This is a genomic window from Solibacillus isronensis (assembly GCF_023715405.1).
Taxonomy (GTDB): Bacteria; Bacillota; Bacilli; order Bacillales_A; family Planococcaceae; genus Solibacillus; species Solibacillus isronensis_B.
This window is the reverse complement of record NZ_JAMBOC010000001.1, coordinates 361,838-377,351: the sequence shown is the minus strand read 5'-3', so window position 1 is coordinate 377,351 and position 15,514 is coordinate 361,838. Positions and strand designations below refer to the sequence as shown.

The following is a 15,514-nucleotide window of genomic DNA, read 5'->3' as shown; positions in this document are numbered from 1 at the left end:
GTATTATACCATTTGACTCGCAATTTGCCTTCCAAACGCAAAGAAAAGGAATTGTCTGAAAGTTATCTTCAAACAATTCCCATCTGTTTACGATAGAGTTTTACAATTTTTTACGATTAGACATTTGTTGTTAAAAGATGGATGCTTTTACGAAAATGATGAGGAATCATAATCTTTGCCAAAATCTTTGCCGCCAGAGTCGGACGATGATGACGATGAGGATGAGGATGAAGAACTGCTGGATGGTTGTTGTGAACTTTCTTCAAACGACCATTCATCTTCAAAATCCATTGGGTGTACATTAATGACAATTGTTGTTTCCCCAATAATTTCCACTAAAAATTCACGTTCAACCGTTACTTGGATTTTGTCGCCTTGCTTTGTAATAATTGCTTCAATACAATTCGGCGCTTGTAATACACGGACTTTTACATCATTTGAATCAATTTCTTCTCCATCACGGAATGACAGTTTGACACGATCCTTATAGGAAATTGTCTCTGTATGCACTGCCGTTTTTGAATGATTGCTATATGCATACCACACATTCACATCGAACTTCCCTGTCACCTCAACAAATTTACCGTTACGTTTCGCCTGGTGTTGATGGTTAATTACCCAACAACCTAATATGCTCGTTGGCGCATTCGGTGGACAGAGCGTTTCTACACATTCGGTACGCTTCTTCCCTTTTGCAATAACTGCTTTCGTCACAATTTGACGTAAACGCTTCACCGAACATCTCTCCTTTCTTCAACTAACTCGACTTATTGTATGCGGCAGGTGCCTAAAGGGTGAAATGAGTTTTTAGAAAAGAAAAAACTACTACAAACCTTTGTTGTAGTAGTGCTTTTGCTATTGCTTCATTCAATTATACCTCGGTGCAGTTATGTCAGGAAGCGGGATAAGGCCTACATAGTGCTGTCTTATTTAGCCCATCTTTATTTTACTGAGAGCTTCATTTGCTGAATGAAGTTTTTAACTGCTGATTTAATAGTTCATTAATTTGTTCAATTAACATTGGTTTATAATAATAGTATCCTTGCCCAACCTGACAGCCTAATCGCTTCAGCTCAAGATGCTGCTCTTCTGTTTCGATCCCCTCTGCTACCGACACCATGTTCAAGTTATCCGAAAGCTGAATAATGGTTTTTATGACGGCATTCATCCTTGGATTCGCTAAATTATCGACAAAACTTTTATCAATTTTGATTTCTTTAAATGGCAGTTCCTGCAAATAGCTGAGTGATGAATAACCAACACCAAAGTCATCAATCGATGTTTCAATCCCCAGCTGTTGCAACTCGTCGATTATTTTTTTTGCTCTTATGACATTTTCCAGTTCGACACTTTCGGTTATTTCAAATTTTATAAATTTCGGATCTATTTTATAGCTTTCTATAAGGGCAATGGAACTTTCTACAAATGCCGGATTATAAAAATGGCTTGGTGAAATATTGATCGATACTTGATACAATTTCAATCCCGCATCGTGTCGTTGTTTTTGCCATTGGAGCACCTTCTTGAAAATTTCGAGGTCTACTTTATAAATATTGCCGGTATTTTCTACAACCGGTATAAATAACGTCGGTGAGACAACACCTAAATCCGTCGAATTCCAACGTGCCAAAGCTTCAAAACTTTCAATTTCCCCTGTCATCAAGTTCACTTTCGGCTGGAGCATCGGAAAAAATTCACTATTTTTTAGACCGCGTGCAAAATGGGCCAGTACATTCATTTCCTGTTCTACAGATTCAATTAAACTCATATTAAAATTTTTAATAACAGTGCCCGTTCCTTTAAGTGCACTTGATAACGCAATATCCGCCTGGCGGACTGCTTCTATGTAATTAATACGGGAACTAAAAGATGAAGTTCCTATTTTTAATGTTAAGTATACTTCTTTTCCATCAATATAATATGGCTCTGATAAAAACTGTTCAGCTACAATGGGCGGAATCTTCATTTCCCGTAATGATAAACGTGTCGCTACAATAATCGCTGAATGGGTATACCTCGCAATGATCGAGTCTGCGAATGATGGGATATTCTGTATTCGATTTGCTAACTGACGCAGCACTTCATCCCCGCCTTGCCGGTCATACAAATCAATAATATTTTGATATTCTCCCGGTTCAATAATATATAAATGCCCCATCGACTGATTTGCAGTAAAATCATTTAAAATGATTTTAAAGCGTTCATAATTATTTAATCCGGATGCAACATCACAAAAAGCAAGACGGTGAATCGCACTTTTTTGGTCAAAATATTTTAATGCGAGTGTAACAATCGGTGCGATTCGGTTCATGAATTTTATTTCAATCGTTTTTGGTTCTGCCAGTTGTTCAAAGTACATTGTAAATAAACCGATCGTTTTTTCTTCTGAATTTAAAATTGGCTGACTCCACATTGAAACTATACGATATTTATCGATAATCGGTCTATATGCTTCATGATAAATCGATTGCTCTAAGTCTTTTAAAATGAGCGGTTTATTTATTTCCCTATTGTCTTTCATATCCATCAATAAAACTTTCTCATCGAGCTCCTTCAAATCTTTCCACATTTCACCGTAAATATTAATCATCCGGTCATTTTCATCAACAAGGACGATGGAACAATGGCATTTCTTTCCGAAAGTTATTTCAACCGATTTGCAAATATTACGTAATACATTTTCAAGTGGATGCCCTGTTTCCAGACTAAAGTAGACTTCACGTTCCAGCTCAATCAACGACTCTATGTTCATGGAGTCCGTTACATCTTTCATTATGATCACACAATATTGGAGTATTCCTTGCTGATTAAACATTGGTAAATGCCTGACTTCGTTCCAAAATGCATACCCATCTTTCCGGTAATGAAAGGATGATGTTTTAAATGTCAGTCCATTTTCAATACTTTCCTGAATCGAATTCTCATTTAACATGTCAGTAAGAGGTCCCTGTAGTAAAGAAAGTGTTGACCCGAGCACATCATCTTCCCTGTACCCTGTTGTTTGCGTAAAGATCTGGTTTACAAATTCAATTGTATACCCTTTATTCGGGTTAATAATTGCTACTGCCAAATCAATCTGCCGAGCCATCTGACATAACCAATCGTACAATCCTTCATCACTTACACTTAGATTATCAAATTCGTTCATTAGTAAAGTCCTTTCTATATAGTTCTAACTAACTTAAATCATAACAAAAAATAGTAGGAATATCGACATATTTATTGTCACATATTGCTAAACTTTTAGAATATTAACTCTACATAAAAAAAGATATCCACTTGGGATATCTTTAATAATTATTTTAAGAACATGAGCCTGGTGTACTATTACGTACTTTTGATCCTGTTTCGCCTTTTAGAACATCGCCGCCTGTAGAAGCAATGACTTCATCTGTGACATTATTCGCAATGGCATTTGATACTAATTGTAACAATTCATTTACTTCTGTCTGTGATTGTTTAAATTGTTGAACGACTGGTAATTCGTCGATTTCTGTTTCAATTCCTGTAATTTTACCTTCGATCATTTTAAGCGCTTTTTCTTTCCCTAAGTGCTGGAAGTTAACCGCCTGCTTTTGCAGTGCTTTCAATGAGGCAATCTTTTCGCGTACAAATTGGTTTTCGTTAATATGTTCTTCCGCTTTTTTGAAAAATTCTACTTCTTCGGTATTCGCAATCATATGGGCAATTTCTTTTGCTTTCTCTACAATCTCATCTTTTGTATACAATTTTGTTGTCATCTTACGAACTCCCCCTCTTTTGTCACTTCTTCTACAAACTCACCCATTAAAGAATAAGATTTTGCTTCTAAAATTTTTACATTTACAAGCTTACCAATATATTTTGGATCTGCCTTAAAGTTAACAAGACGGTTTTTACGCGTATAGCCAGCTAACACATCATCGCGTCTTTTACTGCTGCCTTCAACTAAAACTTCTACTGTTTGACCTTCCAAGTCTTTGAGCGCTCTTGCAGAATACTCAGAGACAACCGCATTCAAGCGGTGCAGACGGTCTTTCTTTTCTTCCTCTGTTACATTATCAATCATTTTTGCAGCAGGTGTTCCTTCACGAGGCGAATAAATATACGTGAACGCCATATCAAAGCCGACTTGACGATACAAATCAAGCGTTTCCTGGAATTGCTCTTCTGTTTCATTCGGATAGCCTACAATGATATCTGTTGTCAGTGTTACTCCCGGAATTGCCGCTTTAATTTTATCGACTAATTGCAGAAAATGCTCACGGGTATATTTACGTGCCATAATTTTTAAAATTTCGTTTGAACCCGACTGGACCGGTAAATGGATATGATCGACGAGATTGCCGCCTTTTGCCAATACTTCGATTAATTGATCATCAAAGTCGCGCGGATGACTTGTTGTAAAGCGAATACGTGGAATATCGATTTTACGGAGTTCATCCATCAAATCACCAAGTCGGTATTCCATATCATCAAAGTCTTTCCCGTATGCATTGACATTTTGGCCTAAAAGCATAATTTCTTTATAGCCTTGTGCTGCCAATTCACGCACTTCCTGAATAATTTCTTCCGGGCGTCGTGAACGTTCTTTGCCTCGTGTATATGGAACGATACAATATGTACAGAACTTGTCGCAGCCGTACATAATATTCACCCAAGCTTTAATCGAACCAATACGTTTTTTCGGAAGGTTTTCGATAACATCGCCTTCTTTTGACCATACTTCGACAACCATTTCCTTAGACATATAAGCGTCATGTAAAATATTCGGCAATCGGTGGATATTATGTGTCCCGAACACCATATCAACATGCTGGTACTGTTTTAATATTTTGTTCACGACAGATTCTTCTTGCGACATACATCCGCAAACACCAATCAGCATTTCCGGATTTTTACGTTTATATTTTAACAGGAAGCCTAGCTCACCGAATACTTTATTTTCCGCATTTTCACGAATCGCGCACGTGTTTAGTAAAACGACATCCGCTTCTTCAATCATCTCAGTCGGTGTATAGCCAAGCTGCATGAAAATACCAGCCATTACTTCAGTATCGTGCTCATTCATTTGACAGCCGTATGTTCGAATATAAAACTTACGATCCTGTCCCATTCCTAAATATTTTTCTTCGATATCAAAATCCTTATGATACTTTACTTCTTCTTTACCGCGTTTTTTCGCGTCTTTAAGTGAAGGAGCCGTAAATACTTTCTCGAAATATTTACTATAGTCTTTTTCTTCCTTAGGTTGTTTAATCTGCTGACTAGCTAGTCGTTGTTCTTCATTCATCGACTACTTGCCCCCCTATCATTTATTACCTTTACTCATTTCATCATTATAGCGAACTGTTGCTGGTTGTTACAAGCTAGTCGATAAATTGTTTGTAACTATTCAAGTCATTATCGCGTAAAATTGTAAAAAATGTGACACTCAATTTGATTACTTGCGCCCAGTTCATTTCATATTTTGCTTCGAATTGATGCTTTGGCAGGCGCAGAACATCTTGGAACAGTCGTCTCGCTTCAATATTTTGCTGCGCTAAATACGCTAAAAACGCCAAGAACAGCTTGTGGTCTTCCAGTTGCAATGCTTTGTTTTCCAGCAGGGCATCTACCCGGCTCCCCGGAGAGTTGGCACGTTCAAACAATTTATTAAATTCACTTTCCAGTTTTTCATTTTTATAATGCAAAAAATTTAAAATATCGGTCATATTTTCTACCTCATTTTTAAAAAACATTTCAGTAAACTAACCTCTAAAAATAAAAGGCAGAAAGATTGCTCTATCTGCCTTTTACAAATATTATTTACTATCATCCATTTTCAGTACAGCCATAAATGCTTCTTGTGGAACCTCTACTGAACCTACTTGTTTCATACGTTTTTTACCCGCTTTTTGCTTTTCAAGTAATTTACGTTTACGAGAAATGTCACCGCCGTAACATTTTGCAAGTACGTTTTTACCCATCGATTTAATTGTCGAGCGGGCAATAATTTTTTGACCGATCGCTGCTTGCACCGGTACTTCGAATTGTTGACGTGGAATCAGCTCTTTTAATTTTTCTACAATTATTTTTCCGCGTTCATATGCAAAGTCTTTGTGTACGATGAAGCTTAACGCATCGACTTGTTCACCGTTCAGTAAAATATCCATTTTGCTTAACTTAGAAGGCTGGTATCCGATTAATTCATAATCGAATGACGCATAGCCTTTCGTATTTGATTTCAGGAAATCAAAGAAGTCATATACAATTTCCGCTAAAGGCATTTCATAAACGATTTTTACACGTGTGTCATCGATGTAATCCATTCCTGAGAAGTTACCGCGCTTTTTCTGGCAAAGCTCCATAACAGCCCCTACATAATCGTTTGGTACCATAATTGTCGCTTTTACATATGGCTCTTCAATACGTTCGATTTTTTGAGGATCCGGCATCATTGACGGGTTATCTACTTTTAATACCGAACCATCTGTTTTTGTTACCTCATAAATTACTGATGGCGCAGTCGTGATTAAATCAATGTTGAATTCACGCTCAATACGTTCCTGAATAATTTCCATGTGCAATAGTCCTAAGAATCCGCATCGGAAACCGAAGCCTAACGCCTGAGAAGTTTCTGCCTCATATTGTAGTGCAGAGTCGTTTAATTCCAGTTTTTCAAGTGCTTCACGTAAATCGTTGTATTTGGCTGTATCAATCGGATAAAGACCGCAATATACCATCGGATTCAGTTTACGGTAACCTGGAAGCGGTTCTGTTGCAGCACGGCTGCCCGCGTATGTTACCGTATCACCTACACGTGTGTCCTGAACATTTTTAATTGATGCTGTTAAATACCCAACATCGCCTACTGTCAATTCAGCTTGTGGTATCGATTTCGGTGTATGAACACCTACTTCGATTACTTCAAACTCTGCACCGGTAGCCATCATTTTGATTTTATCTCCGGCTTTAACAGTACCATTTACGATACGAATTGAAATGATTACACCTTTATACGCATCATAAACAGAGTCGAAAATCAATGCTTGTAATGGGGCATCCGGATCACCTTGTGGAGCAGGTACTTTTTCAACAATCTGTTCCAAAATATCCTGAATCCCAATTCCTGCCTTTGCAGAGGCAAGTACTGCTTCAGAAGCATCCAGCCCAATTACGTCTTCTACTTCAGCGCGAACACGCTCAGGGTCTGCAGCCGGTAAGTCGATTTTGTTGATAACCGGTAAGATTTCCAGATCATTGTCCAATGCCAAATATACGTTAGCAAGTGTTTGCGCTTCAATTCCCTGTGCAGCATCCACTACTAGAATAGCACCTTCACATGCCGCTAATGAACGTGATACTTCATATGTGAAATCGACATGGCCCGGTGTATCGATTAAGTGGAAAGTATAAATTTCGCCATCTTTAGCATTATATTTCAATTGTACAGCATTTAATTTAATTGTAATTCCGCGCTCGCGCTCCAAGTCCATAGAATCCAGCAGCTGTGATTTCATTTCGCGTTGTGTAACAGTTTGCGTCGATTCTAAAAGACGGTCTGCAAGTGTTGATTTCCCGTGGTCGATATGTGCAATAATCGAGAAATTTCGGATATTTTCTTGTCGTTTTAAACGTTGTTCTCGGTTCATGTATAATTCCTCTCCTAATTAGAAAAAACACCTGAGCCCATTTGGCGTTGGTGTCACTACATATGTAGATTATTCATCCATTTACTTTTCTACTAAAATACAGCCTCTATCTCCACCAATTTTAAGTAATGGAACAATAGAGGCATAACTTATTTTAAATTATACTATGAATTGTAGTGAAACGACAACAGCGAACCTTCACCTACAATAGGAAAACCGCATTTCGCGCCTAACTTTTGCGAAATGCGGTTTTTCATATTGGAGCGAATAGCCGTGCTGAAATTGTTCAACATGTCTCACACTACCCGCCTGCTATTTGTAAACCAATTAATACCTACGCTGCTGATTCAACGAAAGCAACCCGGATTGCCTGAGCTAAAATCGCCATTGTTCGCTGAAGCTCTTCTTCCGTGTTGTCAATACCGCCAAATTCAATCAGCAATACATTTGTTGCAAGATCCTGATTATAAACACCGTCAACACCAGTACCCGACTTTTTAATAATACCGCGTGAAACGCCTGGCACAATACGGTTCACTTGCTCACTTAACATTGTTGCATAAGCTAAATTCGCTTCATATGCAGGATGTTCAGCGCCGACAACAAAAGCAATCTTTGCATATTGTTCATTGTTTGCTGTAAGTGTCGTCACTTTTTTAGGGGCTGAATCCCGATGGAAATCGATTATAAGATCATATTCGCTTTCCTCCAAATACTGAGCCAATACAGGTCGAGCCACTTTGTATGCTTGGTGAAATGTTGCATCAACCTGTTTCATTTCGGTCATAACATCAAAGTCTACAATATGTGGGGTTAAATCGTTTAATTCAAGATAATGCTGCATCATTTCTTGTAGTGAAAAGATATTCATTTCTTCATCATAAACTGCCTGCATCCCTTTTGTTTTTTTGACGATCGGCTTATAGGACTCGTGTGAATGTGTGAACATCAACAGTACATCGAATGGATCGACTTTCGGTTCTTCAGGTACTGTGACAATTGGCTCTGCCGCTGCATAAACAACGTGTGGACGTTCACTTTTGCTTTTTTGTGTAGTCATTTCATTATTTGGAAAAGGGAATTGCCCAATAATGATAGGCAGTGAAAATAAAAATAAGAACAATAATGAGAAGCGTTTTAGTTTCCGCAAACACATCACCCTTTCTCCAATACAATATGGGAAAAGAGTAAAACTTAGAACGTATAACTAGTTTTTATTGTTCAGAAAATAAATTGCCTGTTAATTACCGGCTTTTTGTTTTTCTTCAAGCCATGTAAACAAGCTTTCACCTAGTAAAAATGCATATTGGCTTAGCCAGAAGTCGACTTCTTTCGGTGTAACCATCAATCGCTCCGGATGGGTACTGAAAACTTCTTCAAATAATTGTCTGCGATCTTCAGTCGGCCATGTCGCCCACTGACCGAAAATCGGTTCAACTTTCGTTAAATCGACTTCCTCGTTTACAGGTGTCCAGTTTGTTACTGAAAGCTTGCCCGACGGTTTATCTCTTTCCTGTATTTTAGCCGCAATTGATCTGAATGCTACGTCAATTGCATCGGCGATTAAAATTGGTGCTTCGACAACTGTCGGAACTCCGATTGCTGTTACCGGGACGCCGAGCACTTCCTTGGAAACTTCCTTACGATGGTTACCGACACCCCCTCCTGGATGAATTCCGGTATCTGTCAGTTGGATCGTCCGGCATAAACGTGCACTTCCGCTTGTTGCAAGCGCATCGATAATAATGACAAGTGCAGGTTTAATTTTTTCTGCCAATGCATGGATATAATCACTTGTCTCAAATCCTGTTTGGCCGGTTACACCTGGCGCATACAAAATAAACTTTGGTGAATCCAGTTCCGACTGTTTTTTATGCATGGCATCAATCGTATATGGACCAATTGCATCTGGGGTAATCGTCTTGTTCCCTAAACCGATCACTAAAATTTTTGAATCCGCCGTAATTTTTACGTCTTTGTGCAAATCGTGCAGGTAATGGATTAAAGATTCCTGCATTTGCTCAAAACCATGGCGGTCTTCTGATGTTAGTGTAGGGATCGACAACGTTATATACGTCCCCTGCTTTTTACTTATTCTTTCTTCCCCTGTAGCATTCACTTCAACTTTTGTGATTTTGACACGATTTTGTTGGGATTCTTCCATGTGAATGCCACGTTCTTGTTCCAATGTTTCCTTTTGCTGTTTTGTTTGATGTTGGACAACTTCTGCTGTTTCATCAATTAAATCTGTTCGATTCCAATCGATTTTTTTCATAATGCACCTCCACAATTCAGTTTGTTCAAACTGTCAAGTAAATATTCTTTGCGTTTATGTATTGCAATTCCTTCAATCCTTTGGTAGAATGATTTTTGTTGTATTGACACATGAAATAAGTGAGAAAATACTCATCTCGTACCTAAATCTAGGAGGTGAAAGAAATGCCAAACATTAAATCTGCTATCAAACGTGTAAAAGTTAACGAAAAAGCTAACGCTGCTAACGTACAAGCAAAATCTGCTATGCGTACTACAGTTAAAAAAGCTGAGCAAGCGATCGCAACAGGTGCTGAAAACGCACAAGAATTAGTAGTTGCTGCTTCTAAAGCATTAGATAAAGCTGCTTCTAAAGGTCTTATTCACAAAAACGCGGCTTCTCGTAAAAAGTCTCGTTTAGCGAAAAAAGCTTAATTGTAAACTTATAAAGCCAACTGTGCATTTGCACAGTTGGCTTTTTTCATTGTTTCCTAGAATATAAATTTCTATAGTTTCTTCATTAAAAACAGCTCTAGATGGCGCTCACGGTTACCACCTGTTGTTTTAAGCTGAAGATCTACTTCCGCCAGACTATAGAGCGCTTGAAGTAAACGCTGGTCGGATGGGCGGTTTCTTTGACCTGAAATGACCTGCACTCGGTACGGATGAATTTTAAGCTGTTTTGCAATCTGTTGCTGATGGTACCCTTTTTTTTGCAAATAGAAAATATTGGTCATCGTCCGGATATTGTTCGCTAAAAGTCCTACAAGTTTGATCGGTTCTTCTTTTTGACGTAAAAGATCATGATAGATTTTGAGTGCCTCTTCCTGATTGTGCTCCAAATAGGCATTCAGCATTTTAAATGCATCATGTTCAAGTGTTTTCGCCACTAAATCCTCTACAAGTTCATGTGTTATTTCATAATCTTCACCTAAATACAAGGCCATCTTTTCTATTTCCATCTGAAGCTGGAGCATATTCGGACCGACCATTTCCAGCAGTTTACCGACAGCTTCATCGGCGATCGCTTTTCCATGCTGCTCTGCTTCACTTTTTACCCATATATTCAAATCGTTGTTTTGTGGTGTTTCCGCTGCGATTACTGTACATTTTTCTTTCATAAGCTTCGTTACTTTTTTACGCTCATCCAACTTTTCGTATGGCGCGATAAATATGGTGATGGCTGTATCAGTAGGATGCTGCAGCCAGCTTTCAAGACGCTTTAAATCATGGTCAATCTTTTCCTTGCCTTTTCCAGTCGCTTTTAAAAATGATGCATTTTTAGCTATTATTAATTTACGTTCCGAGAAAAACGGAATCGTATCCGCTTCATCAATAACATAATCAATCGGCTGTTCATTTAAGTCAAAGGTCATAACTTCCGCATCTTCATTTTTTTGAAGAGCCGCCTTCAACTGCTTAATTGTTTCATCTACAAAATAGGATTCTTCTCCTACAAGCAAGTAAACCGGTGCGAAATTCCCCTTTTTAAAATCTTGCCATACTTTTGTTATCATACTGGGAACCTCCTTTACTTTCGTAGTTCTAAGTATACCACTTTTTACGTTATTGAGGATGTTCAGTTTCACATCACAATATGCCTTGAAGAAGAATTTATATGGCCGACCTCTTCTCTATTTACTTATGGATTTTTATTGAAGCTCACACCGATTCAATAAACCAATAAAAGGAATAATTAGCATTTCATATAGCATTTTTAGTTAGAATATTCTATAATTATTGAAGATTAGGAGGGATACTTATGGCAGGACATCAAGATCCAAACTATGTAGCTGAAAACCCATTTGAAGGTCGTGGCCGAGCGATGAAAAGCAATGACTTCCCAGATGCCGGTTACGGTTTCGCCATCGGTGGCGGATTCTTCATCGTATTGTTTATTATTGCAACAATCGTAGAAGCAGCTACACGTCTGTAATTCCTTAAAAGTGGGATGGTTTCTTGTTAAAATGAGAAACCATTCCATTTTTTATTTCATAAAAAGAGAATTCGATTTTTCAATATACATTTGATTTTGTGAGACAAAAATTTCTACCGTACCATCTATTCCTGTTGTCGAGTATGGAATTTTTTTCGCCTCAAACCGATTGACAACATCAATATGCGGATGATTATAACGGTTATTTTCACCTGCCATAAACACAACAAATTTAGGGTTTGTTACTGTTATAAATTCCTCGGTGCTTGATGTTTTACTGCCATGATGCCCGGCCTTCAATAAATCGATGTTACGTAATTTCTCGTTATAAAGCCGAATCAGTTCCCTCTCGCCTTCCTGCTCCAAATCTCCTGTAAATAATGCCCGAAATGCCTCATGCTTAACGAGTAGAACGAGCGAATCATTATTTCCTTCATATTCGATTTCCAATGGCCATAAATATTCAAAAGCTGTTTCTCCTATTTGCCACTTATGACCAGCCATTTTCTCAATCAGTTTCGTATTTGTTTTCTCCAGCTCATGCAAAAAATCGTTCATAACCGGTTTGGTGATTGAACCTGGTGTAACGTGCACCTCCTTTACAATCACTTCCCGCAACACTTCTTCAGCCCCCTCTACATGATCCGCATCCGCATGTGACAGCATAAATGTATCGATTGTTTGGATTCCTCGCCCTTTTAAATAGGGAACGACAACTTGACGCCCAACCTCATAGGGAGTTTTCCGCTCTTTCCATGTTTCCTGTTCAAATCTCAACAAGCCCCCTGCATCGATGACAATGACCGATTTTCTGTACGGCAATTCAATGACAATGCAGTCCCCTTGACCGACGTTGACAAAGGCCATTTTCAGATCACTATGCAAAAATGGCTGTATATGAAATATAAATGCAGGCAGTACTAAAGCAAAGATGGCTTTCTTTAACGGAGCTTGCTGATCAAGCAAATAAAAAGTGAAAAAAACCGAACCGTATAAAACCATAAGCCATATCATCGAAGGTTTCCCGGGGTTCCACATTTGGACAATCGGCTGCTGAATGAAGAGAATGAAATTTGTCAGCGCTGTACGCAACGGCTCATATATAAAGAACAGAATGGAGTCAAACGGGAGTGGCAAATAAGTCAGCACAAGGACAAATAGATTGGTCGGTAAAACAATAAATGAAAAAAGAGGGACGAAGAAAATATTGGCGATAAAAGAGGATAGGCTAATTTCGTAAAAGTGGAACAGTAATAAAGGATAAACAAGGATTTGGCAAACGAACGTAATGTAGAAGGATTGTACCCAAAAATTTGAGTAGCGAGCTAAAATACGGCTGGAATAAACTAAGCTGTAAGTAGCCAAATAGGATAGCTGAAAGCCGACTTGAAAAACTGCACCAGGCTCTAATAAGACAAACATAATAAAGCTGAGCGACAATGCATCATCCATCGGTATTTTCCAACGAACATACTGTGCTAGCAAGACAAATTCCACGACACTTACTGCACGCCAAATAGACGGTGCCCCTCCTGCTAAAATTGCATACAACGGCAATAAAATAAGCAAAAATACTGTAGCGACCTCTCTACGTATCCTCAAGCGGAGCAATAACTGAAAAAACAGGAATGAGACAAGTGCGACATGCAAACCCGAAATTGCAAATAAATGGGTAATCCCGAGTTTTTGATAAGCGCGATTTAACTGTTCGTCGACATTTTCCTGGAAACCAATCAAAAGGGCTTGTGCCTCTGCGGCAAGTGATGGCGGGAACGTTTCTTCAATATGCCTTTTTAACTGAAAGCGCTGTTCATAAATAGGTTGCATGAAACTTTTATTTTGCCGAAAATATTGGAGCTGCTGAATTTCGATAATACCTCTTGCATTCTTACCTTGCAAATAGCGGGCCATAGAAAAGCCATAGCGGTGTGCGGGGATTGATGGGGATACTTGCTCCCCGGTTACAATAAAACTTGTACCAGCAAGCTGCTGTGCCTCGAAGCGTTGTTTTTCCTTTTCAGTTTTCAATTCATAGGTGACATATACTTTGTCGCCGGATTCATCAAGCATGAACCCCCTTAGCATCACACCATTTATATTGTACTCGTCGGTCCATGTTAATATTGCCGGTAGTTCAACCGGTAGTGAAAGCTTATTGATTTCATAGGAAAAATAACTGTAACTCCCAATGCCAACTATTAAAATAAACAGCAAATGAATGTTTGCCAGTCGTTTATAAAGACTAAACACCAACAATAATGCCAGCAAGAAAAGAAGCCTTCCCGATTCCAATGCAGCAAGTGCACTGATACAAACCGACAAGGCATAAAATATCCAGTTATGCTTGAACAAGTTTACCAAATAAAGCATGCATCTTCTCCTCTAATGGGAGCAACTGATCACGGCTTGCACCTAACTCACGAAGCTTTTCGAGCATTTCAGCAGTTAATGCGAACTTTTCATCTTGCAGAAAGTCGATTTTTGCCTCATCAAATGGAATATGCGCAACATGGACATCTGCTTTTTTGAACAATTCCATTGCGTACATATTATTTTTATAATCTTTTGCATAGTACACATTTTTGATACCAGCTTGAATGATGGTCTTCGTGCATGGCAGGCATGGGAAATGTGTGACATATAGATCCGCTCCATTTGATGGCGTACCATATTTCGCACATTGCAGTAATGCATTTGTTTCGGCATGCACTGTGCGGACACAATGGTTGTCCACAACGTAGCAACCTTCTTCAATACAGTGTTCGTCACCTGAAATGGATCCATTATATCCGCCGGCAATGATGCGCTTTTCCCGTACAATTGTCGCACCTACCGCAAGACGGCTGCATGTGCTTCTTAATGCGAGTAAATGACTTTGCGCCATAAAAAATTGATCCCAAGTAATTCGCTCCATATGATAACCCCCAAATGTTTTGTCACCTATCAGTTTATACGTAGTTCCTGACATTCGCAATGTAAGATCAATCAGAAATTTCGGTTTATTTTACGTCGATTAAGTCCTTTAACTGCTCAAATGTTTTATCCCCGATTCCAGTTACTTTTTTTAAATCATCTATAACTTGAAAATTCCCGTGTTCGGACCGATGCTGAATAATCGCACCTGCTTTGGATGGACCAATTCCCGGAAGCTGGGTTAACTCCGCTTCCATCGCTTTATTTATATTAATCTTTCCCTTCGTACTTCCGCTGCCTGAGCCGGTCGCCGGACTCGCCTGTATCATCTGTTCCATTACCTCCGCAGGCTCTTCGCCAGTTTTAGGTATATAGATCACCATTTCATCCTGAAGCCTTTGGGCATGGTTAATGAGCACCGGATTGGCATCGTCTGTGTACCCTCCTGCTGCTTCAACGGCATCGACAATCCGTTGATCTCCGGATAATGTATACACACCCGGATATTTTACCGCTCCTTTTACATCCACCATTATTGGCTTATGTTCGTTTTCGATTTCCGTTTCCGGATTTGTGGAAGGTTCATCAATAGCAGGAATTGTCATTTGGTCAATTGTTTCAATCGCAGCACTGTGCGAGGAATCATCGAGGAATAATAAGTAGATGAATACCGCAGCAACGACTCCGCCCAGAATGGCGAGTTGCTTTTTATACTTCTCCAGAAATGGCTGCAAAATAAAAAACACCCTTTCATAAAGAAGGTTTTATATATGGAGCTTACATCCACTATACAAATTCC

14 protein-coding genes are annotated in these 15,514 nt (G+C 38.9%); 2 read left to right on the top strand and 12 right to left on the bottom strand.

Annotation, left to right across the window (positions count from 1 at the left end; genetic code table 11):
• Positions 1-147: 147 nt before the first annotated feature.
• From cotE to gpr, 8 genes are all read right to left on the bottom strand, one after another.
• Positions 148-735 carry an outer spore coat protein CotE gene (gene cotE, locus M3166_RS01795; RefSeq protein WP_251686784.1) on the bottom strand — a complete coding sequence of 196 codons (588 nt, stop codon included), beginning with the start codon at positions 733-735 and terminating at the stop codon, positions 148-150.
• 223 nt (positions 736-958) lie between these two features.
• A complete protein-coding gene (locus tag M3166_RS01790; protein WP_251686782.1) occupies positions 959-3,148 on the bottom strand; it encodes a bifunctional diguanylate cyclase/phosphodiesterase in 2,190 nt (729 codons plus the stop codon).
• Between the two features lie 154 nt (positions 3,149-3,302).
• Entirely contained in the window at positions 3,303-3,740 is a 438-nt protein-coding gene (locus M3166_RS01785; RefSeq protein ID WP_251686780.1) for a RicAFT regulatory complex protein RicA family protein, read from the bottom strand.
• Positions 3,737-5,272 carry a tRNA (N6-isopentenyl adenosine(37)-C2)-methylthiotransferase MiaB gene (miaB, locus tag M3166_RS01780; protein WP_251686777.1) on the bottom strand — a complete coding sequence of 512 codons (1,536 nt, stop codon included), beginning with the start codon at positions 5,270-5,272 and terminating at the stop codon, positions 3,737-3,739. The genes M3166_RS01785 and miaB overlap by 4 nt, the downstream gene beginning before the upstream one ends.
• 76 nt (positions 5,273-5,348) lie before the next feature.
• Entirely contained in the window at positions 5,349-5,693 is a 345-nt protein-coding gene (locus M3166_RS01775) for a hypothetical protein (RefSeq protein WP_251686775.1), read from the bottom strand.
• A gap of 90 nt (positions 5,694-5,783) precedes the next feature.
• Positions 5,784-7,613 (bottom strand): translation elongation factor 4, encoded by a 1,830-nt coding sequence (gene lepA, locus M3166_RS01770; protein ID WP_251686772.1) that lies wholly within the window; start codon positions 7,611-7,613, stop codon positions 5,784-5,786.
• Positions 7,614-7,947: 334 nt separating this feature from the next.
• Positions 7,948-8,769: a stage II sporulation protein P gene (spoIIP, locus tag M3166_RS01765; protein ID WP_251686770.1), complete on the bottom strand. Its 822-nt coding sequence runs from the start codon at positions 8,767-8,769 to the stop codon at positions 7,948-7,950.
• An 84-nt stretch (positions 8,770-8,853) separates the two neighbouring features.
• A complete protein-coding gene (gene gpr / locus M3166_RS01760) occupies positions 8,854-9,888 on the bottom strand; it encodes a GPR endopeptidase (protein ID WP_251686768.1) in 1,035 nt (344 codons plus the stop codon).
• Positions 9,889-10,052: 164 nt separating this feature from the next.
• On the opposite strand from gpr, the gene rpsT reads away from it, so the two are divergent.
• Complete coding sequence (gene rpsT, locus M3166_RS01755) at positions 10,053-10,301, top strand: 30S ribosomal protein S20 (RefSeq protein WP_251686766.1); 249 nt, start codon at positions 10,053-10,055, stop codon at positions 10,299-10,301.
• A 71-nt stretch (positions 10,302-10,372) separates the two neighbouring features.
• Here rpsT and holA read toward each other — a convergent pair whose 3' ends face one another.
• A complete protein-coding gene (gene holA / locus M3166_RS01750; RefSeq protein WP_251686764.1) occupies positions 10,373-11,383 on the bottom strand; it encodes a DNA polymerase III subunit delta in 1,011 nt (336 codons plus the stop codon).
• Between the two features lie 245 nt (positions 11,384-11,628).
• Between holA and M3166_RS01745 the strand changes: the two genes are divergently transcribed.
• On the top strand, positions 11,629-11,802 hold the full coding sequence (locus tag M3166_RS01745; RefSeq protein WP_079527924.1) for a YqzM family protein: 174 nt from the start codon (positions 11,629-11,631) through the stop codon (positions 11,800-11,802).
• Between the two features lie 51 nt (positions 11,803-11,853).
• Here the strand turns inward: M3166_RS01745 and M3166_RS01740 are convergent, their stop codons facing one another.
• From M3166_RS01740 to M3166_RS01730, 3 genes are all read right to left on the bottom strand, one after another.
• On the bottom strand, positions 11,854-14,172 hold the full coding sequence (locus M3166_RS01740) for a DNA internalization-related competence protein ComEC/Rec2 (protein ID WP_251686755.1): 2,319 nt from the start codon (positions 14,170-14,172) through the stop codon (positions 11,854-11,856).
• On the bottom strand, positions 14,141-14,716 hold the full coding sequence (locus tag M3166_RS01735) for a ComE operon protein 2 (RefSeq protein WP_079527928.1): 576 nt from the start codon (positions 14,714-14,716) through the stop codon (positions 14,141-14,143). The genes M3166_RS01740 and M3166_RS01735 overlap by 32 nt, the downstream gene beginning before the upstream one ends.
• An 85-nt stretch (positions 14,717-14,801) precedes the next feature.
• Complete coding sequence (locus M3166_RS01730) at positions 14,802-15,449, bottom strand: helix-hairpin-helix domain-containing protein (RefSeq protein ID WP_251686753.1); 648 nt, start codon at positions 15,447-15,449, stop codon at positions 14,802-14,804.
• Positions 15,450-15,514: the final 65 nt, after the last annotated feature.

Excerpts from the sequence above, each read along its gene's own strand:
- M3166_RS01790 (WP_251686782.1), bottom strand. The coding sequence starts at position 3,148 with ATGAACGAATTTGATAATCTAAGTGTAAGTGATGAAGGATTGTACGAT.
- M3166_RS01785 (WP_251686780.1), bottom strand. The coding sequence starts at position 3,740 with ATGACAACAAAATTGTATACAAAAGATGAGATTGTAGAGAAAGCAAAA.
- miaB (WP_251686777.1), bottom strand. The coding sequence starts at position 5,272 with ATGAATGAAGAACAACGACTAGCTAGTCAGCAGATTAAACAACCTAAG.
- M3166_RS01775 (WP_251686775.1), bottom strand. The coding sequence starts at position 5,693 with ATGACCGATATTTTAAATTTTTTGCATTATAAAAATGAAAAACTGGAA.
- lepA (WP_251686772.1), bottom strand. The coding sequence starts at position 7,613 with ATGAACCGAGAACAACGTTTAAAACGACAAGAAAATATCCGAAATTTC.
- spoIIP (WP_251686770.1), bottom strand. The coding sequence starts at position 8,769 with ATGTGTTTGCGGAAACTAAAACGCTTCTCATTATTGTTCTTATTTTTA.
- gpr (WP_251686768.1), bottom strand. The coding sequence starts at position 9,888 with ATGAAAAAAATCGATTGGAATCGAACAGATTTAATTGATGAAACAGCA.
- rpsT (WP_251686766.1), top strand. The coding sequence starts at position 10,053 with ATGCCAAACATTAAATCTGCTATCAAACGTGTAAAAGTTAACGAAAAA.
- holA (WP_251686764.1), bottom strand. The coding sequence starts at position 11,383 with ATGATAACAAAAGTATGGCAAGATTTTAAAAAGGGGAATTTCGCACCG.
- M3166_RS01745 (WP_079527924.1), top strand. The coding sequence starts at position 11,629 with ATGGCAGGACATCAAGATCCAAACTATGTAGCTGAAAACCCATTTGAA.
- M3166_RS01740 (WP_251686755.1), bottom strand. The coding sequence starts at position 14,172 with ATGCTTTATTTGGTAAACTTGTTCAAGCATAACTGGATATTTTATGCC.
- M3166_RS01735 (WP_079527928.1), bottom strand. The coding sequence starts at position 14,716 with ATGGAGCGAATTACTTGGGATCAATTTTTTATGGCGCAAAGTCATTTA.